The organism is Mucilaginibacter yixingensis (genome assembly GCF_041080815.1).
Classification (GTDB): domain Bacteria; phylum Bacteroidota; class Bacteroidia; order Sphingobacteriales; family Sphingobacteriaceae; genus Mucilaginibacter; species Mucilaginibacter yixingensis.
Genome location: NZ_CP160205.1, coordinates 3,635,140 through 3,661,253 on the forward strand (window position 1 = coordinate 3,635,140; position 26,114 = coordinate 3,661,253).

The window sequence follows — 26,114 nt, forward strand, 5'->3', positions numbered from 1 at the left end:
ATTTATTGTGAGCATTTAAAATCTTATTCAATTATGGTTTTTGCCACCAAACCTGGGTTGATATTTCATCGGCACCCTGAGCGGCAACTGCAGCTTTATAGTTTGACGGGTTGGCAGATTGTACGTAAACCGGGTATACCATACGGGCCGGCATTACACCACCGTTTCTAAGGCCGGTTCCCTTAGGCAATATTGGGTGACCGGTACGGCGGTACTCAAACCATTGCTGTAAATCTTCCAAAAACAACACATAATATTTCTGTAGCTGAATACGCTCCATCTTAGCGTCTGTTGATTCTGTTTCATCCCATGAAATGTCGGCAGCTGTCAGATAAGTGCGGAATGCAGCAGTGCTGGTAGTGGTAGCTGGTGAAGGCATACCCGCGGCCGGCGCATTTGGCCAGGTAGGCAGCCAGTACAGGATACCGTTAAGCACACCAGTTTCCCAATAGGTTTGCGCACTACCAGTGATGTAACCTTTAACAGCACACTCTGACAGGATAAACTGCAGCTCCGGGTAGTTCATAATCAAACCGGTAAGCGGGCTGGTTTGCAAGCTTACTGCCGAAGTATTTGAGTAGAAGTATGATTGCTTTGCGTCGCCGTTGCCTGGTGCGTATCCGCTGGCTACACCGGCAAAACCGTTATGGCCCTGTGCTATAGACCATACGTTAAAGCCATTGGTGGCGTAGTTTGAGATGTTGATACGCGGATCTGCCCAGTTAACCATATGATCCATAAAGAAGCTACAGATAGCCGGTGAGCGCCAATCCTGCTCACGCACACCCTGATAAGGCGATACATAAGCACCACCTACCCAACGCAACACGGCAGAATCATCATTGCTGGCCATAATTGGATACGTTGATGGGCTGGTGTTCACTATCTGCTGAATTTTAGCTATTGCCGCGGCAGATGTCTCGCTTTTGCCTGCCACTTTAAGCAGCATACGCAGATAAAGCGAGTTACCCAGCTTGCGCCATTTGCTAATGTTACCGCTAAAAACAGGATCGCTGGCTGCGGCTATGGCAGTATTGGCGGTTAACAGGGTGTTGGCGTTCTCCAGCATCTGGAAAATACCGGCATAAATATCTTTCTGACTATCAAACTTTGGCTCATAAATACTGCTGTCGCGAGCCAGGTTTGATTGAGAGAAAGGTGCATCGCCATAAGTATCGGTAATAAGCGAGTAAATCCAGGCCTGGCATACCAGCGAGATACCCTGGTATGATTTATTGAAGTTTACCGGATCATTAGCCAGCTTGTAAACATCTTTAAAGTTGGTTAACTGCAAATACCAGTTGTTCCACAGGTTGTCTGAGGTTGATTTCGGAAAATCATATCTAAACACGGCGCCCTCAGCATCGGTCTCACTCACGGTAACCTGCATCAACTCGTTGTTAAAGTTGCGGTTACGCAGCATATTGGCGCTCAATGTATTTACCAGCGCCGGTGCCAGCAATTGTTGTGGCTGGGCATTTGGTGTATTAACCGGGTCGGTATTTATTTTATCAAAATTTTTGGTGCACGAAGGGAGCACGGCAACCAGCCCCAGCATCGCAACAGGTATCCACTTAAAAATATTGGTTTTCATGTCTCTTAATGTTAAAATGAAACGGTTAGGTTAGCGCCCAAAGTTCTGGTTGATGGGAACTGACCGATCTCGAAACCGGTAGTAATGTCGGTACCGCTCAGTGTACCAAACTCCGGATCAAACATAGGCCATGGCGACCAGATGAACAGATCGCGACCGTATACGCCTATGGTAACGCGTTGCAAACCCGCTTTTTTAACCAGGTTAACCGGCAGAGTATAGCTCAGGCTGGCTTCTCTGAACTTGATAAAGTCTGTACTAAAGGTGCTTCCCTCGGCATTGTCTTGGCCCATTTGTGAACGGTAGTAGTTATCTACGTCGAAGGTAAGTGTGGTATTAGGGCTGTATGAACCATCAGCATTCTGTACTACACCGTTACCAATGATACCGTTGTAACGACCCGGCAGCGTGCTTTGCAGTTTACCCTGCTCCACCATTTTATAGTTCATCAGCGAGTGGGCCACGGCACCATGCTGCGCATCAAATAATACGTGCAGCGCTATGTTTTTATAGGTCCAGGTACTGCCCCAGCTCACTTTGTATTTAGGCATGGTGTTACCCAGGTAAACTACACCCGGAGCCAGTTTGGCAAAGCCGGTTGTTTTATCATACACAATCTGTCCGTCTGGTGCGCGGAGGAAACCGTTACCATACAAATCGCCCATGCTGCCGCCTACTTTAGCTACCACCTGGCCGCCGCCTACAGAACCTGTACGCAGGATAAGCGTGCTGTCTGGCAACGAGATGATTTTATTACGGTTTGCGGTGAAGGTACCCATCAGTGTCCAGTTAAAGCCACCTGCGCGGTCGCTCTTGATAGGGCTGCCGTGAATAGAAAATTCGACACCCTGGTTATTTACCTGGCCAACGTTGGTGATAAAGCTAGGGTAACCAGAAGAACGGTCTAGCTGACGCACCAGCTGTTGGTTTTTAGTATTACCGGCATATAAAGCAAGGTCAAATCCAATACGGTTTTTCAACATATTTACTTCTGTACCAACCTCATAGGTAGTGGTACGCAACGGCTGGATGTTAGGGTTGGTTAACAGTGAAGGGTTAGATAAACCGCCACCAAACAAAGAACCTGCCGATACATAGTTAAACGCGGTACGGTAAGCATCTAAACCACCGTTACCCACTTGCGCTGCTGAGGCACGGAACTTAAGGTAATCTATATACGATGGCATCTTCGCCACGTCAGACAGGATAAAGCTGGCGCTGGCCGACGGGAAATTAAGGCCCACACTATTGGTACGCAGTGGCGTAGCCAGGTTACTGTTATAATCCTGACGGTCGGTTAACTCTAAGTACAGGTAGCTTTTATATGCTACGTCCATGATGCCGTAAAAGCTATTGATATTATAGCGCTGATACGGGTTGTCTGGCGATGTAACATAAATCAGTGGACCTTTTGCATTTGAGTATGAGTAAACTCCCGGATAGGTAAGTGAGTCGGCACGAACCTCATCTTTACGATAACGGTTGGCCAGCATGCTGCCACCGGCGGTAACACTCAGGTCAAAATCTTTACCTATTTTTTTTGCATAGCGTAACAAGAAATCGCCGCTAACCTCCTGGTTAAAAATATCTTGCGTACGGTATGAACCATAAACGTATTTAGAACCTGCATCATACGGGCGATCCTGCTCGCGCTGCTCATAGCTCATGTCTAAAGAGGTGCGCAGTTGCAGGCTTAACTCTTTGGTAAACTGATAGGTAGCAGAAGCATTGCCGGTAATTGCGTTACGGTTTGATTTATTCAAAAACTCATAAGCTACCGCATAAGGGTTTTCTGGGAACGAGCTGAACGGATATTCAATAGCGCGATCTGTCTGGCCCAATTTCCAATAGTTTTTAAGCCAGTTAATATCAGCACTTGGCTGCCAGAAAATAAACCAGTACATAATTGATTGATTACCGTATCCGGCGCCTGGCAGGTTATCGCTGAAGCGGTTATCATAAGTAACCTTTGAATTGATGGTCAGCTTATCAGTCAGTTTTGAGTTGATAGACATGGCTGCCGAGTTACGACCGTAACCTGTGTTAGGAACAATCCAGGTGTTTTTTACATTGGTAACAGAGAAACGACCACTGGTACGGTCATTACCGCCATCAACAGTTACGGTATTGGTGTAGGTTTGTCCCTGGTTAAAGTATTGTTTTACACCACTATTAGGATAGGCCACCCACGGGGTACGCGTTTTACCTACTGTCTGCGTGGTGGGGTCAAACTGATAGAACATCTGTCCATCAAACCGCGGACCGTAAGCAGAGCTGGTACCACTGGTACTTGCCCCGTCTGCACTGGCACCATAAGAGTAGTAGTTAGCACCTGCCAAACCCTGGCCATACTCATACTGCAAAGCCGGCCAACGGTTTACATTTGCAATTGATGCATTTGAGTTAAGTGTAACGCCCAGGCCTTTCTTTTTTGAGTTGCCTGATTTGGTGGTGATGATAACTGCACCATTGTTACCACGCTCGCCATAAAGAGCAGCGGCGGCGGCACCTTTCAGTACGGTTACACTTTCAATGTCTTCTGGGTTCAGGTCGTCCACATTGCTGCCATAATCTGCCGGCATATTGTCGCTGCTGGTACCGTAAACACTCTCACCCGCAATTGCAGAACGGCGACCGCTACTGCTGCTGATTACCACACCGTCCAATACAATCAGGGCGGCATTGTCGCCGGTCAGGTTGTTCTCACCGCGCAAAATGATCTTTGTAGAACCCATAGGGCCACTGTTTGAGCGGATCAGGTTTAAACCGGCAACCTTGCCAGAAAGTGCGTCGGTCCAGTTGTTAGAAAGCGCATCGGTCAGGTCCTGCCCCTTTACTACTGTGGCTGCATAGCCTAATGCTTTCTCTTCGCGCTTAATACCCAAAGCGGTTACTACCACCTCGTTAAGCGTAGCTGCGGTTGCATTAAGCGTGATGCTTACGCCAAGCGCATTGCTGTTGTATACTTGTTTCTGCGCCTCATAACCTACCATAGAAAAGTTAACAGCAGTACTGCGCGGCACGCGCACAGAGAACTTACCATCAATGTTGGTTGAGCCTACAAATTTTTTGTTAACATCGGTAATGGTAACACCAACTAGTGGTTGCTTATCATCAGCAGAAAGTACGATACCGCTAACCGATACCAATTCCAGCCTTTTGATAACCACATTACCGTCAATGTTTTTTATGCCGATGCTGGCCTGCTGTTGTAAAACAGACGCCAGGGTTTCGAAAGAAACATCCTCTGACGAAAGGGTAACCATTGTTGCCATGTTTACATCGGTGTTGAACGATACTTTAAAACCATACTTGGTTTTGAGGCTGTTAACAATGTCTTGCACGCTAATGCGCTTCTGCTCAAAATGGAGCTGCCCGGGCATCTTTACCTGTGCTCTGAGCGATAGCGTACAGACGATGAGGCATAAGATGAAGTAAAACTTTTTTCGATGGGGCGAAAATTTAAAGATTTTCATTTTGTTGATTAGAATAATAGGATAGTGTTTGAGTTTGAGTATTTATAGTGTAATCCTGTTGCGTAGGTTAAGCCGCCCAGCACATCGGCAATGCCGGTGTCTTTCATCTCACCACTAAATAATGGGCGTTTATAGGCAGATGGTTGCGCCACTACATTGACGTTGTACCAGCGATGCAGTTTCTCGGCAATCTCTCCGGCATCGCTCTTATCAAATACCAGTGTTTGGTTTTGTAATGAGGCAGCCTCTTTGGCCAGCACGGTTTTAACTGATGCCAGGTGATTGGTCTCGCTGAAAATCAACTCCTGACCGGCTTTCAGGTAGTTTACCTTGTTGCCTGTGGTTACGCCAACCAAACCAGTGGCCACTTTAACCTCGGTATTGATATGCGGACGGGCATACACGCTAAATGATGTACCCAACACCGTTACCGAAAGCTTGTTATCTGTGTGGATAATGAAAGGCTTGTTGGTAAGGTGCTTTACATCAAAAAAGGCCTCGCCGGTTAAGTGTACCTCGCGTTTGCTGCCGTTAAAGGCATTAGTGAAAGTGATTTTTGAGTTGGGCGCCATGTAAACCACAGAACCATCTGGCAGGGTAACCTGATCGCGTGTGTTGGCAGATGTTTGGGCCACCTGCTGCTGCATATTGTTGATGGCGATTGATTTTTTAAAATACAACCAGCCCAGCACACTAAATAATAGCAAACTGGCTGCAACGCCGGTTATCCAGTAAGAGCGCAAGAAGCCCGAGTTATTGCTATTGCGCGGCGCTTCAAAAATTCGATCAAGCAGGCGCAGCCATTGCTCGTCAATATCATTTTGCTTTAAAGGTTGGTTTAGGTTGGCCGCGCGGCGTTCAAGGTAGGTTAACAGGTAACGGTGCTCTGTCTGCTCATTGGCCCAGGCGTTCACCTGTTCCTCTTCTGCAGCAGTACATTCTCCGTTAACATAGTTTAGTAGTAGATCCCAGTTCACTTTCTGTGTTTTTTATGAAGAAGAGCAACCGGGGGACTATTTCCACCAAAAGAAATCCTTAAGAATGTGTTAAAGTTCTGTTAAGCGATAAAAGATTTGCGAGACGGTACCAAAAACTAAGGCCGGAGCATGCCCCGGCCTTACACAAATTAAAAACAATGAGCTTACGCACCTCTCTTTAAAGAGACACGAGTCATTATTTTCCCCTGAAAGAAATTATTAAATAATGGTGAAGATTATGTTAATCAACATCAGCCCACCTGCAATGGTGGCTTTATCCAGACTGCTGTGGTTAATGGCATGGGTAAGTTGCTCAATAGCCTCGCGCATGTTGTACTCCACCTTTTTTTCGGTGATCTCCAGCGCTTCGGCTATCTCGGCATGTTTTAAGCCCAGCAGGCGCAGCTCAATCATCTCTTTGCGTAGTGGTGGCAATTTGGCAATCAAATCTTCAACAATACGGATAGATTGCTTGGCAACAAACTTTTCAAACGGGTTGTAGGCATCGGCCGGGATGTTGTGCACATCATCAGGCAACTCAATAGACTGGTAACGGGGTGACACCATTTTTAGGGCCCCATGGCGTGCAGCACGGAACAAATAAGGCTTCAGATCATTAATCTGCAGCTTATCTTTTTGCTGCCAAAGGTTGAGGAAAAGATCAGATAGCACATCTTTAGCCTGATCATCATCCTTTACAATACCCTTAACGTAACGAAACAGTGGCGAGTAGTTTTCTTTAAATATGTCTTCAAACCCCTCCAGCGTTCCCCATAACGACATATTTGATTGTTCCATAGCGCCTGCAAAATAAAGGCAGCAATATTTACGCAACAAAAACAACAGGTTAAGTTTACATTAATCAACCTAACAAAACGATAACATTTGTGTACAAACAGAACACAACTGGTTAAAAATCAACGCCCCGAAAAGACAGATATATATTATCAGAACAAACGAGTATTTACATAAATCAAACAAAAAAGGCCGCAAATGCGGCCCTTGTGTTATTTTTCTTCAATATAACTTTCTAATATCTTAAAGCCTCCACTGGTTACCAGTTCAACTTCGCCAATTACTTTTGGTATCAGCAGGCACTCACCCATGGTTACGCCAACTTCGCCGCCGTCATATTTCAGCGTGTAAGAACCTTCAACGCAAACGTGGATCACAAATGAGTCGAGCTTGCTATAGTCTTTGCTCACCGTCTCGGTATAATCCATCAGGTTGGTGGTAAAATATGGACAAGTTACCAGGTGCACATTGGCATTTTGCTCGGCCTGATATTTGGTTTTGTACTCATCATACACCTTATAGTCAATAGCAGCCAGTGCCAGGTCTGTATGCAGTTCGCGTTTCTGTCCATTATCATCAACGCGGTCAAAATCATAAATACGGTAAGTGATATCTGATGTTTGCTGAATTTCGGCAATCAACAAACCTTTACCAATGGTGTGCACACGGCCGGCCGGTAAAAAGAACACGTCGCCTGCGCTTACCTCTTCGCGGTTCAGAATATCCATGATGTGGCCGCTGTTCAGCTTCTCTACATAGGTTTTCTCGTCTACCTGCTGGCTGAAGCCTGAAATCAACGTTGAACCCGGATCGGCCTCTATTACGTACCACATTTCGGTTTTACCAAATGAGTTATGGCGCTCTTTGGCCAATTTATCATCAGGGTGCACCTGGATTGACAAATCATCATTAGCGTCAATAAACTTAACCAGCAGCGGGAAGGTATTACCGAAATGCTTGTATACGTGCTGACCAACCAGATCGCCCTGGTGTTGTTCCAGCAGATCTGCCAGCGATTGGCCTACCAACTCCCCGTTATCAACCACAGATACGTCAGACTTTACACCCGATATTTCCCAGGTTTCGCCGCAATTAGGCAAACTGCCAAAATCTTTATGCAAATAGGTTTTGATCTTTTGACCGCCCCATATTTTGTCTTTATAAATGGTTTTGAATTTTAACGGATAGAGTGATGACATGGTAAGTGTATTTTTGACGCGAAGTTATTAAGTTAATTGATAAACCTGAAACATAAGCTGAGGTTTTGATTAACTATAATTGACGCCTGACTTAAGAGCTCTTGCTATTAAGCATCTATTGCATACCCCCTCCGGATGCTACAATCGGTATTAAAATAAAAACGCCCGGCATTAATGCCAGGCGTTTCCTATATCGGGTTAAATAATTACTTATTTAGCCAGTTTAGCTTTCAGGTTCTCGTTGATAGCTTCCAGGAACTCTTCAGTGTAAAGGAAATCTTTACCGTGTTGTACATTGTTACCGTGGATACAAACGGCTAAGTCTTTAGTCATTTTGCCGCTTTCAACAGTTTCAATACATACTTGCTCCAGGGCTTTGCAGAAGTCGATCAGCTCCTGGTTGTTGTCTAACAAACCACGGAACTCCAGACCGCGGGTCCAGGCAAAGATAGATGCAATTGGGTTGGTAGAGGTTGGTTTACCAGCCTGGTGATCACGATAGTGACGGGTTACGGTACCGTGAGCAGCCTCAGCCTCCATGGTTTTGCCATCTGGAGTAACCAGGGTTGAAGTCATCAGACCCAGTGAACCGAAACCTTGAGCTACGGTGTCAGACTGTACGTCGCCATCATAGTTTTTACAAGCCCAAACAAAGTTACCGTTCCATTTCAGCGCAGAAGCAACCATGTCGTCAATCAGACGGTGCTCGTAAGTAATACCGGCAGCGTCAAATTTAGCTTTGTAATCTGCCTGATAGATCTCTTCAAAGATATCTTTAAAGCGACCGTCATATTTTTTAAGGATGGTATTTTTGGTTGACAGGTATAAAGGCCAGCCTTTCATCAGCGCCTGGTTAAAACAAGCATGTGCAAAACCGCGGATAGACTCGTCAGTATTGTACATAGCCAGGGCAACGCCATCGCCTTTAAAGTTAAATACATCGAAAGATTGTACTTCGCCGCCATCTTCTGGAGTGAAGGTGATGGTCAGTTTGCCTTTACCTTTAGTTACAAAGTCAGTAGCACGGTACTGATCGCCGAAAGCGTGACGGCCGATGCAGATAGGCGCAGTCCAGTTTGGCACCAGGCGTGGTACGTTTGACATTACAATTGGCTCGCGGAATACGGTACCGTCCAGAATGTTACGGATAGTGCCGTTTGGCGATTTCCACATTTGTTTCAGGTTAAACTCTTTTACACGAGCCTCATCAGGAGTGATGGTGGCACATTTAATACCTACACCGTATTGTTTAATGGCGTTAGCAGCGTCAATAGTTACCTGGTCGTTGGTTTCATCGCGATACTCAACACCTAGATCATAATATTTGATATCCAGCTCAAGGTATGGAAGGATCAGCTTATCTTTTATAAATTGCCAGATGATGCGGGTCATTTCGTCACCATCAAGCTCAACTACCGGGTTTGCTACTTTAATTTTTGACATATTATTAGTGTTAGAATTCCGTTTTTGAAACAATCGCCCAAATATAGAATTGCTTTTACTGTTTTTTTAATTAAATGCTATAAAAAATTCAAGGCATTTACTAAAATTACATACATTTGAAGAGTAGCAAGGTCATTAAACCCCCGCTTTGCAACAAAGTATAAAATTTAAAGCTTATCATTTGAAAAAGATCATTTTTACCCTGCTGGTATCTATTGCGGCTTTTAGCGCCAGGGCACAAGTTGGTTATAATTATTCTCAGTATGATTTTGGCGTAGGTGCCACCTTTAATAAAGGCAAAACAGATTTTGCCACATCAACCACCAGACCGTCTTTCGCGGCCAATTTCACTTACAATCAAACCCCTTTTGTAAACTTTATTGCCGATTTACAGATAGGTTCAATAAACGGGTTTGATCTGAGCAAATCAGGCTATGCCCCGCTCCTGCTTATGTTGGACCCTACCGAGCTACCTTACGCAAGCTTTACCAGCGATTATACTACCATTAGTGGCCGTGTACAGCTGCAAATGGGCGAGATAATGGATTACTCGCACAGCCAGTTTAAAAACTTTTTTAAAAATCTTTATATCAGCGGTGGCGTGGGCGTAATTTACAGCGATTACAAATTCACCACAGTAAGCCTTGGAACCAACGAAAACAAAGGCAGCAACGTTTTTATTCCGCTTAAAGTAGGCTACGAACTTAAATTCTTTAACGCCTACAGCGAGCCAACCGTAAAACTCGATCTGGGTTACCAATACAACTACATCCTGAGCGATAACTTTGACGGCATACCAGCCGGTGGAAACGATGCTTTTAAGCAATTTACCGTTGGATTGAAATTTGCCATTGGCGGCAGCACTTCTTACCGTAAACAGATAGATTATTAATTTTAGGTGAACGGATAAAGGCGAAAGGTAAAAGGACCAGTCGCTGCTCATCGATCATCCCTGTAACGATATATAGGGCGCAAGTTATCTACTTGCGCCTTATCTTTTTTATGCCGCTTGCACAACCTTTCACCTTTCACCTTTCACCTTTCACCTTTCAAAAACATTGCCCCTCATCTCCTGTTAAGCCTATATAGATAAAACTTGAATAGGCCATGAACAGAGATAAGAATTACCCTGAGCTAAGGCATACCAACGAAGACAGGGACCGCACCTTAAAAGACGACCTGGGCGAAACTATTGACAAAGAGAACTTGAAATATAATCCGGATAGCCAAAGCTATGAGATTGACGTGAACAGCACCGACCCGGATTATGATCACCCAGACCCGTACGATACCGCCGCCCCTAACGGCGAAGACGATAACTCTACCTGGGACGAGGCCAACCCCTATGATGCCCGCGATGAGTATGACCCTAAACGATCTTTAGAAACCGATGCCGACAAACTGGGCATGCATATAGACGATGGCCGCATTTTAGAGGTTGACCCGATTGATGAATCGCTGGCCCGCACCCCGGAAGACGATCGTGACGACCTGGACGAAGAAGGTTATCCTAAAAATGACGGAGAGTTTTTAAGATAAATCCAGACCACCAACTATTAAAAAAAGACACATCTTAACAAAAAGCAAAAAGGTCAACTTTCTGGCAGAAAGTTGACCTTTTTATTACTAGAGGCTGTTGCCTTTAAAACGACTCTCTAATTATTGCTGAGTGGCCTTACCTGTTTTAGCGTCAATAATATAAGTTAACAGCGGGAAGCCGTCACGAGGGTTAAAGGTTACCCACATGTTACCTCCGGTGCCAACCATAAATTGGATGGTACCAGACAGATTGGTAATCTGATCGTCTGATACTGATTTTTTGTTTTCAATAACGCAGGTATAATCAACTTTACCACCGTCAAAATAAGGAGCAGTTTTGAAAGTATAATCCTGAATGGCCAGCACGTTGGTCCAGTGGTAGTCAAAGCTGGTGCTGTAAGATGAAGTAGTAGCACCATCTTTTAATACAGCAGTAGAAGCGATAGATTTTGAATCGCCGTTAACTAACAAGCGCTCCTGGCTACCCTGAGCACTTACATGCCAGTTCAGCGCAATAGTTCTTGAATTTCTGAAAGCCGAGCCAGAGTAGGTATCCACAGACGTATCACGTTGTGTATACGCGTTAGGATCAGTGCTACCGTTCTCGCACAAGTAAGTAAAGATGGTGTGGCGCTTTACGTTCTCTGTGGTATCGCCGCCCAATTTAATGCTCTGGTTGGTGTTTGCTTTTTCTTCTGATGTACCGCAAGCACTGGTAATATCAAAAATTTTAAGGGTGCTGGCGGCGTTTGTTTTAACGTTAGCTGTTGCAGAAGTGCTGCTTAAGCCTTTGGCCAGTTGCTGCGCCAATGCAGCATAATCGATGTTGTCTTTTGGGGTTGTGGCATTTTTTTTACATGACACAACAACCAGCGATGCACCTGCTAAGGCCAGGGCAGCCATTTTGTAAAAAGGTTTCATGGTGAATTTGTAAAGTACTTTTTTTCAAAGATAATTAGGGAGTCTGCACACGCATATGCAAATCGCATTCCATTTAGTTTTACACCTTCCAGACAAGGCACACCGCCCATCAAAATCCCCAACACGTGTAATTAATTACCCACATTGTGGACAAGCATCCTCGCACTGCAATATCAAACGAAGCATGGCAGAAACAGATATACAAGAGGCTTTTTGGGGATGCTTTATAACAAAGAAGGCGATGTCACCATCGCCTTCTTTATTAATATTCTAAAATCAAAATTGAACACTTGCTACCCGAAAATCGGGTTACTCCAGATCGAGGTTAAACCGCTTCCGCAGCTCGGCCAGTTGTGGGTTTTTTGTAGCCATAAACTGAAATTTCTCTACCGCGGTGTAAGGGCGTCTGTTTACCGCCTGCTCGTCCATACGGCTGTTTACGTTCAGATCAAAGTTTTTGAGGGCTACGCGAAGAAAGTTCATCAGATCAGCCTTTTCCTCGCGGAAATAATTTTCTTGCGTACCGTTGTTCACAACCACCTCAAACTCTGTCGGGCTCAATTGCTTTGGCGCATTGGTGGTCAGGATGTTAACAAACGTCATGGGCTTACCGGCCTTTTTAACCTGCCCGGCATACTCGTTCCAAAGTTGCAGGAAAGCATCGTAGGTAAAAGCTTCCTTATCGGTACCTTTTATATAGGGATCTTCCTCGTCAGCAATCTCTTCTGCGGTATACTTACCCACGTCTTTCAGCGATGGAATTTTAAGCATGCCACCACCACTCATAGACGGAATGGCAATCTTGGGCTTATCTGCCGCGGGTGTTTGCGGCGCGGCTACAGTAGCCGCCGGTGCGGGTTGCGGTGTTGGCGTTGCTGCCGGTGTTACTCTTGGCTCTGGCACGGCTACCGGCTGCGGCGCTTGTTGTACCGGTGCAGGTGCACTAACCGGAGCCGCCGGAGGCGTTATTGCTGAGGTATCAGGTTTTTTTTTTAATTGCCCTTCGGACATTTCAGCAGGCATGGCCGCCATACTCAGTGCCGATGGCAGGTGACAGATCTTTAACAGCGCCAACTCAACCTGCAAGCGTTGATTTTTGCTCAGCTTATAATTCAGGTCGCACTGGTTGGTAATATTCATAGCCGACAGCAGGAACGATACCGAGGTAGCTTGCGATTGCTGCAGGTATTTGGTCCTGATACCATCGCTCACCTCCAATAGTTTCAGCGTATTGGCATCCTTACCCACCAACAGGTTACGGAAGTGTCCCGATAAACCGCTAATAAAATGTGCGCCGTCAAAACCTTTGCTCAAAATCTCGTCAAACAGCAGCAATGTACGGGCGGTGTCTTCTTTCAGCAGGCCGTCGGTTACGTTAAAATAGTAATCATAATCCAGTATGTTCAGGTTATCAATTACAGAGCTGTAAGTTACCTTACCGCCGCTAAAGCTGACAATCTGATCAAACATAGACAGCGCATCGCGCAAGCCGCCATCAGCCTTTTGGGCAATAATATGCAGGCCGTCATCCTCATAACCAATGCCCTCTTTTTGGGCAATATTGGCCAGGTGATTAGACATATCCTCTACCCTGATGCGGTTAAAATCAAAGATCTGACAGCGCGAAAGGATAGTTGGTAAAATTTTATGTTTCTCTGTAGTAGCCAGGATAAAAATGGCGTAATGCGGCGGTTCTTCCAGCGTTTTCAGAAACGCGTTGAAAGCCGCTTGCGAGAGCATGTGCACCTCATCGATGATGTACACCTTATAGCGCGCCCCCTGCGGTGGGATGCGTACCTGGTCAATCAGGTTACGAATGTCGTCTACCGAGTTATTAGACGCCGCATCCAGCTCATGTATGTTAAACGAGTTACCGTTTTGAAATGCCCTGCACGATGCGCACTCGCCGCAGGCCTCGCCATTAGGCTGCAAATTCTCGCAGTTAATGGTTTTTGCCAAAATACGAGCACACGTTGTTTTACCTACCCCACGTGGCCCGCAGAATAAAAATGCCTGCGCCAGCTGGTTATTTTTGATCGCGTTTTTTAAGGTGCCAGTAATATGCTGCTGACCCACAACGGTTTCAAAAGTAGCCGGACGGTATTTACGAGCCGATACAATAAAATTATCCACGGTTACTAAGGTATAAAAAAGTCCGGAAGTCGGAAAGTCAGAAAAGACCGGAAGCTATTGCAAAAGTTTTAAACACCATGTCATGCTGAGGAACGAAGCATCTCTGCTGCAAATCCATTAGACAGTCCTCAGAGATGCTTCGTTCCTCAGCATGACATGGCTAATACTATATAGAAAACGAACGGTCATCAACTCTTCGCTCCCTTCAGCCCCGCTTTCCGCTCCAAGTCCTCGCTTCTCTTTCACCTGCCTAACCGCACGCTGCGGGCTTTCCACTGCAATCGGGTTTATGCTGAACGGTCACTACAATCAACTACCTGCCACTATCTGCTGTTACTTAATTAGCCAGCGCCAGCAAGGCCCTCATATCCAAATGACGGGTATACATGGTCAGGTTACCATGCTCATCAGTAGGCCATTCCTCTTTCGGGCGATCCCAATATAATTCTACGCCATTACCATCGGGATCATCCAGATAAATCGCTTCAGACACCCCATGATCACTGGCGCCGGTCAACGGATAGCCGGCATCCATCAAGCGTTTTACCGCCACAGCAAGATCTCTCCTTTCAGGGTACAATATTGCGGTGTGAAACAAGCCCGGCGCATGCTGCGGCGCTGGTGCAACCCCCTCGCTGTACCAGGTATTCAACCCAATGTGGTGATGATAACCACCGGCAGATATAAAGGCGGCCTGTTCGCCATAAGTGGTCATCAGCTCAAAGCCCAGCAATCCGCAGTAAAAATCCATTGCGCGTTGCAGGTTACTCACTTTTAAATGCACGTGACCGATACGTGTTTTAGCCGGAATTTGATAATCGCTCATAATAAATGTTTAAACATGTAAATTTAATAAGAGTTGTTTAAATGTACGTAGATGGCGTGTCATTTTTGTGGGTTATGTTTCTTAATTAGGATATGTCATCTCGACCAACGGAAGAACTGTTCTCTTGAGCGGGAATTAGCTTGGACAGTGTGAGCGAAAAAATCTTTTCGGAGCGATTTGCTGGAATGTGTAATCGAAAAGATCCCTTACTATCGTTCGGAATGACATCTAAGAAGAACACGAGAAAAAAGACTTACGAAGTTTTAAAAACATCGTAAGTCTGATCAGCGTTAATACAAACTAATCTCTAATCCGTAACTTTGCCCCATGATTATCAAAACGGCCGATTTTATTTGCAGCAACACACAGATCTCTAAACTGCCACCGGCTGAAAAGCCGGAGTATGCTTTTATCGGTCGGTCTAACGTGGGCAAATCATCGTTGATTAATATGCTGACGGCCAAAAAAGGTCTGGCCAAAACATCGCAAACGCCGGGCAAAACACAGTTGATCAACCACTTTCTGGTGAATGATAACTGGTACCTGGTGGATTTGCCCGGTTACGGTTACGCCCGTATTTCTAAAAGCAAAAAAGAGGATTGGGATAAATTTATCCGCAACTACCTCACCAAGCGCGAGAGCCTGCAGTGCGTAATGGTGTTGATTGATAGCCGTCTGGAACCGCAGAAAATTGACGTGGAGTTCTGCAATAAACTGGGCGAATGGGGGCTGCCCTTTGTGCTGGTATTTACCAAGGCCGATAAGCAATCAAACACCAAAACAGACCAGAATATTGCTAAATTCAAAAAAGCCCTGCTGGCTACATTTGAAGAAGTGCCTGATTGCTTTATCACCTCGTCTGAAAACGGCATAGGGCGCGATGAAGTACTGAATTTTATTGACGGTGTTAATGCTACTTTTGTTAAGCCTGTTCTATAGGCTGGCAGCTATTATTTAACACGCTCAATCCTAAAACCGGCCCGCAATATTCATTTTTTTACTTTATGTTTGAGCATTAAAGCGCCATGCGGCGCACTGTTGAAATGAACAAAATCTGGACTTATTTAAAGACAAAAGACTTCCGTAAAAACTTTTTGGGCGCTATAGGCACCGTGGTTGGTGTAGTGCTCATTGTGTTCTTTAGTCTCCGTTATTATACCCATCACGGTGCAGGCATCCCCGTACCCGCACTGGTTGGCATGCCGGTTGAAAAAGCCATCAGCACACTTGAAGATCAGGGATTTGAATACAAGATAGATTCGGTTTATATTATGGATAAACCGCCAGGCACCGTTACCGTTCAAGACCCTGATGCCGGCACCAATGTAAAAGAAGGCCGCGTAATTTACCTCACTGTAGTAACCAAACTGGCGCCTAACGTGGCACTGCCAGATCTTACCGATAAAACTTACCTTGAAGCCGCTGCCCTGCTGGGGAACGACGGCCTTAAAGTTGGCGACACTGTTTATCGTGCCGATATAGCCCGTGACCACGTGTTGCAGGCAACCTTCGGCGGACAGGTGTTGAAGCCCGGCGATAAACTGCCTAAAGGCTCGCGCGTGGATATGGTACTGGGCGATGGTCAGGGCGCCAGCGAAGTGGATATCCCACAACTGGTAAACCAGGACCTGGATGCAGCCAGGTTTGCCATCCGCGGCGCACAGTTAACCATTGGCGAGATTACCTACCAGGGCCCAATCACCGATTCGGCTAATCTGGTGGTGGTATCACAATCGCCGGCACGTACAGACTCTGTTTCTAAAACCAGCATAGGCACTCGCGTAAACCTGGTGGTAACTCAAGGCAAGGTACAAAATGAGCCACAACCCTAATGATATTGCCGCTCAGGAGATGGCCCAGCGCTTGCAACATCCGGAAACATTAAACCTGCTGGATGTACGCGAGGTAATGGAGTACCATACCTACAACATTGGCGGCCTTAACATACCGTTGGGTAAACTACCCGCCGCACTGGAAGATCTGGAATGGGAGAAGCACGAGGAGATCATTGTAATTTGCAAAGCCGGACTGCGCAGCAAAACGGCGCAATCAATTTTGCAACAAAATGGTTATCTTCATGTTCGTAACCTTACGGGCGGCATTTTGGCGCTGCAAAAATTAAAATAACATCAATACCCTTTTGAATAAACAGTATGGCTGAACAGCAAAAATCATCCGTAGTAAAAAAATTTATTATAGCGCTGGTAGTAATAATTATACTGGCGCTGGGCGGCACAGGTTTGTTTTATTACCTGCGTTATTTTGGCCCCAATGTAACCGGTAATGAAGATTACCTGTACATCCGCACCGGCTCAACCTATGCCGAGGTTTATCAAACCATCAGAGATAAAAAGATGGTTAAAGATACCACCACCTTTAACTGGGCGGCCATTAACATGAAATATACCACCCGCGTAAAACCGGGTAAATACCGCCTGCACTCGGGCATGAGCAACCGTCGTTTAATTAACATGCTGGCTTCGGGCACGCAGGAACCGGTGGAAGTATCATTCCACGGTTTCAGGCTGAAAGAGCAGTTTGCAGGTTTCATCTCTAAAAAGATCGAGCCAGATTCTGTTAAGCTGCTTAGCTATCTGGACTCGGCTAAGTTTGTAGCCCAATATGGTTTCACCACAGAGAATGTGTATGTGATGATGATGCCAGACACCTATCAGATGTACTGGAACTCATCGCCAGAGAAATTCTACAAACGCATGTATACCCATTACGAGACGTTCTGGACCGCAGCCCGCAAACAACAGGCAGCAGCAGCAGGCCTAACTCCTATTGAAGTATCCATCTTAGCTTCTATTGTTGATGCAGAGGCATTGCATGATGCCGAGATGCCGAAGATTGCCGGTTTGTATCTTAATCGCCTGCACAAAGGCATGCACTTACAGGCCGACCCGACCATCATTTTTGCAATGCATGATTTTACCATCCATCGGGTATTGAACAAGTACCTCACCGTAAACTCCCCATACAACACTTACGCCAAAGCCGGTTTGCCGCCCGGACCAATCATGATGCCATCGGTAAATGCTGTGAAGGCTGTGTTGAATTATGATCATAACAATTACCTGTACATGTGCGCCAAAGAGGATTTTTCAGGCAATCATAATTTTGCGGTTACCGAGGCTGAGCATAAGCTCAACGCCAAACGCTACCAGCAGGCATTGAACGAAAGAAACATCAAGAAATAATGTTTGAGAACACTACCCGTGTGCGGGTGCGCTACGGCGAAACCGACCAGATGGGCTACATGTACTATGGCAACTATGCCGAGTTTTATGAGGTGGGCCGTGTAGAAATGCTGCGCAGCCAGGGCATGACCTACCGCTGGATGGAAGAACAAGGCGTGATGATGCCCGTAATGGAGATGAAGGTAAAATACCTTAAACCGGCCCGTTATGATGAGGACATCCGCATCCGCGTGATGATGGATAAAATGCCGGGCGTGAAAATTCATTTCCGTTATGAGCTGTATAACGAGCAGGACGAGCTAATCAACACTGCCGAAACCCTGCTGGCCTTTGTTAACATGAATACTAACCGCCCCTGCCTGCCCCCGCAGGAGTTTTTGGATAAAATGAAGCCTTATTTTACTTAAGCTAAGGTATGGAATGGCTGCACCGGTTTCTGTCGCGCTTTAGGTTCTACCAGTACTTTCTGGACTGGACAAAATCGGTCATCCTGCCGGGCTTTCGTCCGCTGCCATTGTACACGGTAGCGAGTTTCTTTTTTAAAGAGATCAAGCAAGACTCTTTGATCAACCGGGCATCGTCGTTGGCATACAGCTTTATGCTGGCCATCTTCCCTGTCATCATCTTTTTATTTACGCTGATCCCCTATATCCCCATCAGAGGCTTCCAGGATACCTTGCTGAATGTTATTGCCACCATACTGCCTACAAACGCGTATGAGGCCTTCTATTCAACCATAGAGGAGATTGTGAAGATCCACAACTTCAGTTTGCTGTCGTTCGGTTTCCTGTCGGCCACCATATTTGCCACCAACGGGGTTATTAAGCTGATGCGTGCCTTCAACAAATCGTCGCTGGTGGCAGAAAGCCGCACCTGGCTAAAAAAACGCTGGATAGCACTGGTGTTGACTATCTTCATCGCCTTTACGCTTATTGTGGCCATCAGCATCCTCATTATCGGTCAGGCGGTCATTAGCTACATTCAGCACGGCCTGCACAGCAAGAGCTCAGTTTGGGTGTACATCATTATGTTCTCCCGCTGGATAATTGTTGTGCTGCTGTTTTTTGCTACCGTATCTATTTTGTACCGATACGCCCCGGCGCATAAGCGCAAATGGAAATTTCTTAGCCCGGGCTCTATCCTGGCTACCTTCCTGGCGGTGTTCACTTCGCTGGGATTTTCTTTTTACATCAACAACTTCTCATCCTACAATAAGATCTACGGATCCATCGGTACCCTCATCGTAGTGATGCTTTGGCTCTACCTAAACTCGCTAATTATCCTCATCGGATTCGAATTAAACGCCAGTATTGAGCTTTCAAAACGCAATGTGAAGATTGTAAAACCCCGTTTTAACACTTTTAAGGGTGCAAAAAGCTCTGAACAGTAAAATTTTCATTCTGACTACCAATAAGTTACAATTATTTTAATTTTTTTTAACATCAAATTTGGCAATTCAGTTCGGTTTTGTACTTTTGCCCCCGGAGAGATGGCAGAGTGGTCGATTGCGGCGGTCTTGAAAACCGTTGACTGTTAAAGGTCCGGGGGTTCGAATCCCTCTCTCTCCGCCAAGAAGTTATTAAAACAAACTAAAAGCCTGCAAGTCAAATACTTGCAGGCTTTTTTATTTATACCAAATCCGCATTTTATGCACCAATTCGCATCATAAAGGTGAGTGATCAGGTGAGTAAATTTAAAGAGCGGACGACTCACCGAATTACTCATAAACTTCTGACCTACAACCCATTCATGAGTTGAACATCTTGATTTCTGGTACCTGCAAGGCTAAATTTGTTTCACTTTTTAATGTTAAAAACATGAAAACTAATTTCAGCTTGCTCTTTTATCTAAAGCAGCAGAAAAACTAATCAACCAATATAGATGGAGAGTGCATACTTATAGACCATTCGGCCAACTCGCTTAATTATTGCGTGTTTCGGGCAACATTCCGTAAAATAGCTGAGGGCCTCCCAAATTGATTATTATCCTATCTAAAATCACACCCGGATCAATCATATATATTCGCAAAGTATGCTTGCCTGAATTTAACGATGATAGCTTTAGCGAACGGATAATTGAATTGCTTAAAACTGCCTGTTTCCATTCTTCGCTGCGGCCAAAAGTTTTGAAGTCAAGTACGGTGGGCGTTCCGTTATCAACACTAACTGCATAGCGCACACCAAAATCCCGGTTTAACGCAAAAGTGGGTAAGGTAAAGAACTTAAATTCTGCTGGTGCGGCCTGGAATGTATAGAAATCATAAGACACAGAGGGCTTTTGTCTGATACCTTCTTCTGAAAGATCCTTTTTTACAGAAGCTTTGATCGTTATGGGGAGCGCTTCCATTAAAGTATCGGTTTCTCCGAGACCGCTCACCCTCCCCCAATGGTCCGTTCCATTGTCCTTTCTATCTTGAAAATGCTTGGCATATATGGATACATATCCGTTGTGCTCTATAAATCCATTAAAGTTTTTTAATGGAGCAAGATTATTACCGGCGCTCACAGCAATGCTGGTTTGCTTTCCTGCCGCTTGGATGATGATTTCTCCATTAGCTTGCTTGCCTTTTGGCACGGCCTGCCAATTGATAGTTACCCATAAGCGATTCTGGCTACCACCGCCGGCAGGGGTTAGTTTCCCTCCAGTTTTAGAAACTTTGATCCAGGGGGCTGATACATGCACAGAATAATCCACTATTTTACTGTCCGTTAAAAACACATCAATAAAATGTTGTTCACCGGGTCTGTCGTATTTAGGCAACGATAAAGGGGCTAAAGTTGCCACGGTATCAACTATGCCTTCGGGGATAGCCACCCAGCTTTCGGCCCGTTTATTTATTTTAAAGTCAAGTTCCGGAGCTATGAGGGCTGAAAGTTTGCGGGGATCAAAACTCATCATGTGTGCCCATTTGCCCGATGATAGTTTTGTGTTATAATAGTTTGTTTCGTCAACAATGCCCTGATAGGCTTGTTTAGATAGTGAAGCAAAGTAGTTGCTGATGATTCGACCTTCACTTCCATACAGGAAGGCTTTGTCACGGTAAAGAAACTTCTTCGTCATTAACGATGCCCCGACGATCGGATAGTATGCAAGTTGATAAAATGCATCCTGCCGGCTCGGGCTGATCTTAGCTTTTATCTTTTTAGTATCCCCCTCCAGTTTGTTATATAGATCGATCCTGTGTTGTGCCTGATCGCCATAAGCATAGTGGTTATAATCTGTTAAATGAACGGGGGTGTTTGGCTCTGTTTGGCTCCACCCCATAAACTCGGGCTTTCGTTCAAAACTCAGTTCATAAAATCGCCATAACACATCTGTAATATCCGAGGCATACCGATCACTGATATTGAAATTCACCCAGTTTCTGAGGTGCTGTTTGGTATAAGAGTTATCATAAAATGGTTTAATGTTATAAGCCATATCCAAAAACAACTCTGTTTGATATTCGTCTGGTTTTATGTCGCCTACGTTCAATACCCATATTTTCCGGGCGTTCATGTCATAAGCCTTCGTCATCTCTTCGCGCATTAGTCCAGGGCTACTGGAACAAAGCCATTGGTAATCATGCGGTCTGCCATAATAGGAAATATGATAGTAAACCCCCGAACCACCTGATCTGGTATTTTCTCTCTCGTCGCTCAGGCGTTGTATATAGCCGTAGTTATCATCTGGCCAAACCAGTGTAACATCATCCGGCACCTTGAGCCCGGCATCATATAAATCAAGCACCTCTTTGTAGGGCGTAAAAGCCTGCGGAACCTGCGTTATGTCTGGATTAACGAGATTTTTTAACATGTTGCGCTGGTTGCTAAAAATTCGTTCAAGTAGAGGAACGGTTTCTTCTTTAGTTTTTACGCCCTGGATCGGGCCATCGCTTACCCCGCGCATTCCAACCGTATAAATTCGATTATTAGGCCCCGCCTCTTTAACACGCGACTCCCAGTATGCGTCAATTTTTTGCTGGTTCGTAAGATAATTGAACGCACCCATCGTTTTTTGGTTCCATTCATCTACATTGTTGCGGAGCATTGGTTCGGCATGGCTCGATCCGATGACTATCTGGTAGTCATCGGCAACCTTAACATTCCCAGGATAGTGAAAAAATGCGCGGGTGCTGTAATGCATGGCAGGCCAAATTAAGTTCGCCTTCAAACGAAGTAATAATTCGAATACCTTCGCATAGGTTTTGGGGCCGATATCTCCGGTTTCCTTCTCAAAAGTTTTTGCAGCCCACGGCTGTAATCCCCAATCTTCGTCGTTAATAAAAATACCACGGTATTTAACAGATGGCGCGGGTGAATTGAAAGTACTGATATCAATTGAAAGCGTTTTTTGGACATTGGGTGTTGCGTCTGCCCACCAACTCCAGGGTGTTACGCCGATACGTTTCGAGATATCGAAAACACCGTATGCCGTACCTCTGGGGTCGCTTCCGGTAATAACCAATGCTTGATCAATATTTTTAAACGGCTGATTGATCGTAGTGATCTGATATTGTTCCCATTTATCTTTTAGATCTGTCAAATTGAGTTTACTGCCAAATGCTCGTATCAATTGAGATTTTGCTGTACCAATAAAAATTACATTTCCTTTTACCCTAGCAAGATCATTGGTAACGAACGGACGATAACCGGTTACAGACTCTATATCCGTGGATAACAGATGAGCAATTATCGAATCAAGTTTAAGATCATCAGAAGCATAAAGTATGGATACTTTGCTGGAGGTAGTTACAAAATCAAACTTTGTCGCCCCCTTTGTTTGCATGGCACTCACTAATAAGGCGAGTACCCAAAACGAGCGCTTTAGTGATTTTAAAAGGATGGTTTGTTGCATGTATTTCATCTATGCAGACTACTTTTTCTTTAGTTGTAAATGTTAAAACTGGGTTAATCTCTTACTGATCATAGCTGTTATAAAAAGGTTTAAAGGGAGTCACTACCTGTGTTGGTGAACCAAAAAGTTTTCGAAGCGTTTCCGGCCAGTTGCCATTGAGAGGTACAATCGAAAAATTTCCTGCTATCTTTTTTAAGTTTTCGAAGTTCACTCTCTTTTCAGGTTCGTTACCCTTGTTATAACGACCGGAAACATAGGCGTTGTGACTAATTACAATACCTTGTGCTGTGTTTTCTACAGCGATATTGGCTTTATCGGCTATGATCGCAATCCCTTTCCCATCGGAGTTTGACAGCACTGCAACATCTACATCTTCGCGATTGCCCTGGTAATTGATGTCACGACTATTTAGGTGATAGAGGCCAAACTCATCAAGCCTGTCCTTTCCTGGAAAAGCAGGATACAGGCCTTTTCCCGCCCAATGAAACTCGGTAAATGACGCAGGTATCAGGAACGATAGCCCAGCTTCAAGAGCGATACCTTTGGCATCTTTAGGGATAAAATTGTAATGCACATCGATACGTCCGCTGTCACTTATATCATACGTTATTGTACCATCAATAAACTGGCCCTTATGATCCTGCCGTTCGTAGGTATAATGAACCACAATCTGGTCATTGGCCATACTTTCGATCTTTGCCACCGGATTGGTAAGCAGGTGAGGATTTCCCGTAGGATAGTTGTCGGGTAAAGATTTTTTATCAGTAGCCAGTTCAGACATGGTTACCTTTCGGCCCACCCGGCTATACGGCCCTTCAGCAATCAGTGTTGAACCCTGCGTGTCAGTTAGCTGAATCAGACCCGTTTGACTATTCAATCCCAAACGAAAGCTTCCAAAGCTAATTGTATTGTTAGCTAGTACAGGTTTAGACGATGCAGATGCAAGTTTTTGAGCGATGACGTTTACTTGATTGCGAATAAATACCGGGTAAACCTTTTCATAAAATGTATAATTGTGCTTATCGGCAAATTGTACTTTCAGATAGAAATATGAGGCATTCAGATTCTGCGGAATATTGAGCGCTATGCTCGCAGTCAGCGTATCGTGTGGCGCACAGGCCATGGTTAAACCGCCTGTTTGTAGTGCGGTAGTATCCGCATACAATGTCCACTTACCTGCTATTTTCGAAAGATTGGTAAAGTCATAGCGATTAATGATATGTAATTGCACTGTTTGCTTGCCTGGTAAAACACGTAAGGTATCATCAATGGGTTTAACCGGGGTATATACTTTTCGCACCTGCCAGTAGTCTACCTGCGGGATACGGTTAGCGTATACAAGCCCGTCAGCACCTTGATTGCCATGATTATCATATACCGTAACAGCGTCTTTCCAAACAGATGTTGTAAACGTTCCGGGAATTGTTTTCTGCGTCGACTTTCGGAGTAGTCCTTGATCGAAAAAGCACCAAACAGCACCTCCCGCCAACTTTGGATTGGCATACATGATCTCCCAAAGTGATTCGACCTTATCAAAATCAAGTCCTAAAGCATGTGCATATTCGGTCACGATCATCGGCCGGTCAAACTTGTTGGAATACTCGCGCAAATCAGATGGTGTGGTATAATGGGGTGTCAAAATATCGACCGATTCAGGAATGGGCTTCTTGCTAATGTCTTTAAATGTTGATCCCCTTTGAGGAAAGCAATGAGGCCGGGTCGGGTCGAGTTCTTTTACATATTCACCTGTTTCCAGACACATTTTGGTAAGCGGATTTTCATTACCTACACTCCACACGATGATCGAGGGATGATTCTTATCCCGCCATACGGTAGCCCTTGCCCGGTGTTTCAGAATAGGTAGATACGCTACATCATTCAAATGTTCATCACCATATCCAAAGGGAACTTCTTCCATTACATATATGCCAAGCGAATCACACAATTCGATCAGTCTTGGTTGTGGGGGATAATGAGATGTTCTGATGAAGTTAATATTGGCTTCCTGGATCAGCTTTAGATCCAGCTTCATTTCCGCCTCTGTTATCGCCCGTCCATTTACCGGAGAAAGATCATGGTGGTCTACACCACGCAACTTAATAGGGTGGCCGTTCAGCTTGAGGACACCATCATTCCACGTTACTTCACGGATACCAACCTTTTGATCATATTGCTGAAGCACTGCGTTGCTGCTTTTTAACTCAATATGTAATGTATACAGATCTGGGGTTTCAGCCGTCCAAAGTTTTGGGGCCTGCAGTTTTATGTGCTGAGCGAAAACACTCGTATCATTTCCTGAGATACCTTTGGTAAGGGCAAACGTTTTTACCAGTTTACCATCCGGATCGATCAGCTTAGCCGAAACATTGATGTTGGCAGGATAAGCGTTACCCGTTACCTTTTCTATTAGGGCCGATACCGAAAGGGTGGCGTCGGTCTTTCCAACATTGGTTTGAACGGTCAGGTCTTTAATGTGAGTTTTAGGCAAGCTAAATAAATTGACATCTCGTATGATGCCCGAAAGCGACCAGCAATCATTGGTATCAAATTCCCAGCCTTTAGAACGTGTGGTAACCCTTACAGCAAGCGTAGCAGATTTTCCGGCTTCTACAAAACGGGAAATATCAAAAGTTTGCCTGTTAAATGAACTGGCGAAGCTTCCTGCGTACTTGCCGTTCACCCACAGCGTATATCCGTACTGGACCCCATCAAAAGCAATGTATATCGGGCGGCCATTCCAGGCGGAAGGCACCGCAAAAGCTGTGCGATACAGTCCTGTTCCTTCTTTTAATTCATTTCCGTAAAAAGGTTCGGCGAAGCCTTGCAATTCCCAATGCCCGGGTGTTTTTATGCCCGCCCAATGGCTAACATCAGTTTTGGGGTCAAAAAACAAGGAGTCATTTCCAATATTAGAAGAAGCTATATATTTAAATTTCCATATACCATTAAGTGAGATGATCTTTTCAGTTCCCTTTGAGGGTATTAATACTTGTGCATTGGTTATATTACTACTCATTAAAAGGGAGAGCAGAATTGAAAAAATACCAACCGTTTTTAGCATTGTGGTTTTCTTTTTAATTATTGTTGTCATTGATGTATTTTAGGTTTTGTTGGTTGTTAGTTACTGAGTTTAGTAGTTAAACTATCGTTTAAATTTAGCTGCCTTGTCCCC

The 26,114-nt window shown here is 45.0% G+C and carries 19 protein-coding genes and 1 tRNA gene; 9 read left to right on the forward strand and 11 right to left on the reverse strand.

The features are described 5' to 3' along the window. Window positions 1-31 precede the first annotated feature (31 nt). The 6 genes from ABZR88_RS14705 to ABZR88_RS14730 all read right to left on the reverse strand — a co-directional run bounded on the left by ABZR88_RS14705 (window position 32) and on the right by ABZR88_RS14730 (window position 9,484). Window positions 32-1,594 (reverse strand): SusD/RagB family nutrient-binding outer membrane lipoprotein, encoded by a 1,563-nt coding sequence (locus ABZR88_RS14705; protein WP_107826608.1) that lies wholly within the window; start codon window positions 1,592-1,594, stop codon window positions 32-34. Window positions 1,595-1,605: 11 nt separating this feature from the next. Then, window positions 1,606-5,070, reverse strand: a complete 3,465-nt coding sequence (locus tag ABZR88_RS14710; protein ID WP_245916969.1) for a SusC/RagA family TonB-linked outer membrane protein — start codon at window positions 5,068-5,070, stop codon at window positions 1,606-1,608. A gap of 8 nt (window positions 5,071-5,078) precedes the next feature. Next, complete coding sequence (locus tag ABZR88_RS14715; RefSeq protein ID WP_107826607.1) at window positions 5,079-6,047, reverse strand: FecR family protein; 969 nt, start codon at window positions 6,045-6,047, stop codon at window positions 5,079-5,081. 219 nt (window positions 6,048-6,266) lie between these two features. After that, window positions 6,267-6,845, reverse strand: coding sequence for an RNA polymerase sigma factor (locus ABZR88_RS14720; RefSeq protein WP_107826606.1), 579 nt, complete (start codon window positions 6,843-6,845; stop codon window positions 6,267-6,269). A 209-nt stretch (window positions 6,846-7,054) separates the two neighbouring features. After that, complete coding sequence (locus tag ABZR88_RS14725) at window positions 7,055-8,041, reverse strand: type I phosphomannose isomerase catalytic subunit (protein ID WP_107826605.1); 987 nt, start codon at window positions 8,039-8,041, stop codon at window positions 7,055-7,057. A 210-nt stretch (window positions 8,042-8,251) separates the two neighbouring features. Next, on the reverse strand, window positions 8,252-9,484 hold the full coding sequence (locus ABZR88_RS14730; RefSeq protein ID WP_107826604.1) for an isocitrate dehydrogenase (NADP(+)): 1,233 nt from the start codon (window positions 9,482-9,484) through the stop codon (window positions 8,252-8,254). A gap of 181 nt (window positions 9,485-9,665) precedes the next feature. Between ABZR88_RS14730 and ABZR88_RS14735 the strand changes: the two genes are divergently transcribed. Together ABZR88_RS14735 and ABZR88_RS14740 are read left to right on the forward strand one after the other, a co-directional pair. Beyond that, window positions 9,666-10,376 (forward strand): hypothetical protein, encoded by a 711-nt coding sequence (locus ABZR88_RS14735; RefSeq protein ID WP_146166446.1) that lies wholly within the window; start codon window positions 9,666-9,668, stop codon window positions 10,374-10,376. Between the two features lie 215 nt (window positions 10,377-10,591). Then, window positions 10,592-11,023 (forward strand): hypothetical protein, encoded by a 432-nt coding sequence (locus tag ABZR88_RS14740; protein WP_107826602.1) that lies wholly within the window; start codon window positions 10,592-10,594, stop codon window positions 11,021-11,023. 120 nt (window positions 11,024-11,143) lie between these two features. Here ABZR88_RS14740 and ABZR88_RS14745 read toward each other — a convergent pair whose 3' ends face one another. The 3 genes from ABZR88_RS14745 to ABZR88_RS14755 all read right to left on the reverse strand — a co-directional run bounded on the left by ABZR88_RS14745 (window position 11,144) and on the right by ABZR88_RS14755 (window position 14,903). Continuing rightward, window positions 11,144-11,944 carry a hypothetical protein gene (locus ABZR88_RS14745; protein WP_107826601.1) on the reverse strand — a complete coding sequence of 267 codons (801 nt, stop codon included), beginning with the start codon at window positions 11,942-11,944 and terminating at the stop codon, window positions 11,144-11,146. Between the two features lie 309 nt (window positions 11,945-12,253). Further along, window positions 12,254-14,077: a DNA polymerase III subunit gamma/tau gene (locus ABZR88_RS14750; RefSeq protein ID WP_107826600.1), complete on the reverse strand. Its 1,824-nt coding sequence runs from the start codon at window positions 14,075-14,077 to the stop codon at window positions 12,254-12,256. Between the two features lie 337 nt (window positions 14,078-14,414). Continuing rightward, a complete protein-coding gene (locus ABZR88_RS14755) occupies window positions 14,415-14,903 on the reverse strand; it encodes a VOC family protein (protein WP_107826599.1) in 489 nt (162 codons plus the stop codon). 327 nt (window positions 14,904-15,230) lie between these two features. Between ABZR88_RS14755 and yihA the strand changes: the two genes are divergently transcribed. The 7 genes from yihA to ABZR88_RS14790 all read left to right on the forward strand — a co-directional run bounded on the left by yihA (window position 15,231) and on the right by ABZR88_RS14790 (window position 19,677). Beyond that, complete coding sequence (yihA, locus tag ABZR88_RS14760; protein WP_107826598.1) at window positions 15,231-15,842, forward strand: ribosome biogenesis GTP-binding protein YihA/YsxC; 612 nt, start codon at window positions 15,231-15,233, stop codon at window positions 15,840-15,842. 86 nt (window positions 15,843-15,928) lie between these two features. Continuing rightward, window positions 15,929-16,735 carry a PASTA domain-containing protein gene (locus ABZR88_RS14765; protein ID WP_245916968.1) on the forward strand — a complete coding sequence of 269 codons (807 nt, stop codon included), beginning with the start codon at window positions 15,929-15,931 and terminating at the stop codon, window positions 16,733-16,735. Next, on the forward strand, window positions 16,719-17,030 hold the full coding sequence (locus tag ABZR88_RS14770) for a rhodanese-like domain-containing protein (protein ID WP_107826597.1): 312 nt from the start codon (window positions 16,719-16,721) through the stop codon (window positions 17,028-17,030). Before ABZR88_RS14765 ends, ABZR88_RS14770 begins: the two co-directional genes overlap by 17 nt. Window positions 17,031-17,056: 26 nt before the next feature. Next, window positions 17,057-18,106: an endolytic transglycosylase MltG gene (gene mltG, locus ABZR88_RS14775; protein WP_107826596.1), complete on the forward strand. Its 1,050-nt coding sequence runs from the start codon at window positions 17,057-17,059 to the stop codon at window positions 18,104-18,106. Then, complete coding sequence (locus ABZR88_RS14780; RefSeq protein WP_107826595.1) at window positions 18,106-18,513, forward strand: thioesterase family protein; 408 nt, start codon at window positions 18,106-18,108, stop codon at window positions 18,511-18,513. Before mltG ends, ABZR88_RS14780 begins: the two co-directional genes overlap by 1 nt. An 8-nt stretch (window positions 18,514-18,521) precedes the next feature. Then, on the forward strand, window positions 18,522-19,496 hold the full coding sequence (locus ABZR88_RS14785; protein ID WP_107826594.1) for a YihY/virulence factor BrkB family protein: 975 nt from the start codon (window positions 18,522-18,524) through the stop codon (window positions 19,494-19,496). Between the two features lie 93 nt (window positions 19,497-19,589). Continuing rightward, window positions 19,590-19,677 (forward strand) — tRNA-Ser (locus ABZR88_RS14790). A 349-nt stretch (window positions 19,678-20,026) separates the two neighbouring features. Here the strand turns inward: ABZR88_RS14790 and ABZR88_RS14795 are convergent. Further along, a complete protein-coding gene (locus ABZR88_RS14795) occupies window positions 20,027-22,942 on the reverse strand; it encodes a glycosyl hydrolase 115 family protein (protein ID WP_107827098.1) in 2,916 nt (971 codons plus the stop codon). A 61-nt stretch (window positions 22,943-23,003) separates the two neighbouring features. Beyond that, on the reverse strand, window positions 23,004-26,033 hold the full coding sequence (locus tag ABZR88_RS14800; protein WP_107826593.1) for a glycoside hydrolase family 2 TIM barrel-domain containing protein: 3,030 nt from the start codon (window positions 26,031-26,033) through the stop codon (window positions 23,004-23,006). Window positions 26,034-26,114: the final 81 nt, after the last annotated feature.

Bases quoted from the DNA above. Each gene is read 5' to 3' on its own strand.
- ABZR88_RS14705 (WP_107826608.1), bottom strand. From the start codon at position 1,594: ATGAAAACCAATATTTTTAAGTGGATACCTGTTGCGATGCTGGGGCTG.
- ABZR88_RS14710 (WP_245916969.1), bottom strand. From the start codon at position 5,070: ATGAAAATCTTTAAATTTTCGCCCCATCGAAAAAAGTTTTACTTCATC.
- ABZR88_RS14720 (WP_107826606.1), bottom strand. From the start codon at position 6,845: ATGGAACAATCAAATATGTCGTTATGGGGAACGCTGGAGGGGTTTGAA.
- ABZR88_RS14725 (WP_107826605.1), bottom strand. From the start codon at position 8,041: ATGTCATCACTCTATCCGTTAAAATTCAAAACCATTTATAAAGACAAA.
- ABZR88_RS14730 (WP_107826604.1), bottom strand. From the start codon at position 9,484: ATGTCAAAAATTAAAGTAGCAAACCCGGTAGTTGAGCTTGATGGTGAC.
- ABZR88_RS14740 (WP_107826602.1), top strand. From the start codon at position 10,592: ATGAACAGAGATAAGAATTACCCTGAGCTAAGGCATACCAACGAAGAC.
- ABZR88_RS14745 (WP_107826601.1), bottom strand. From the start codon at position 11,944: ATGAAACCTTTTTACAAAATGGCTGCCCTGGCCTTAGCAGGTGCATCG.
- ABZR88_RS14755 (WP_107826599.1), bottom strand. From the start codon at position 14,903: ATGAGCGATTATCAAATTCCGGCTAAAACACGTATCGGTCACGTGCAT.
- yihA (WP_107826598.1), top strand. From the start codon at position 15,231: ATGATTATCAAAACGGCCGATTTTATTTGCAGCAACACACAGATCTCT.
- ABZR88_RS14765 (WP_245916968.1), top strand. From the start codon at position 15,929: ATGCGGCGCACTGTTGAAATGAACAAAATCTGGACTTATTTAAAGACA.
- ABZR88_RS14770 (WP_107826597.1), top strand. From the start codon at position 16,719: ATGAGCCACAACCCTAATGATATTGCCGCTCAGGAGATGGCCCAGCGC.
- mltG (WP_107826596.1), top strand. From the start codon at position 17,057: ATGGCTGAACAGCAAAAATCATCCGTAGTAAAAAAATTTATTATAGCG.
- ABZR88_RS14780 (WP_107826595.1), top strand. From the start codon at position 18,106: ATGTTTGAGAACACTACCCGTGTGCGGGTGCGCTACGGCGAAACCGAC.
- ABZR88_RS14785 (WP_107826594.1), top strand. From the start codon at position 18,522: ATGGAATGGCTGCACCGGTTTCTGTCGCGCTTTAGGTTCTACCAGTAC.
- ABZR88_RS14795 (WP_107827098.1), bottom strand. From the start codon at position 22,942: ATGCAACAAACCATCCTTTTAAAATCACTAAAGCGCTCGTTTTGGGTA.
- ABZR88_RS14800 (WP_107826593.1), bottom strand. From the start codon at position 26,033: ATGACAACAATAATTAAAAAGAAAACCACAATGCTAAAAACGGTTGGT.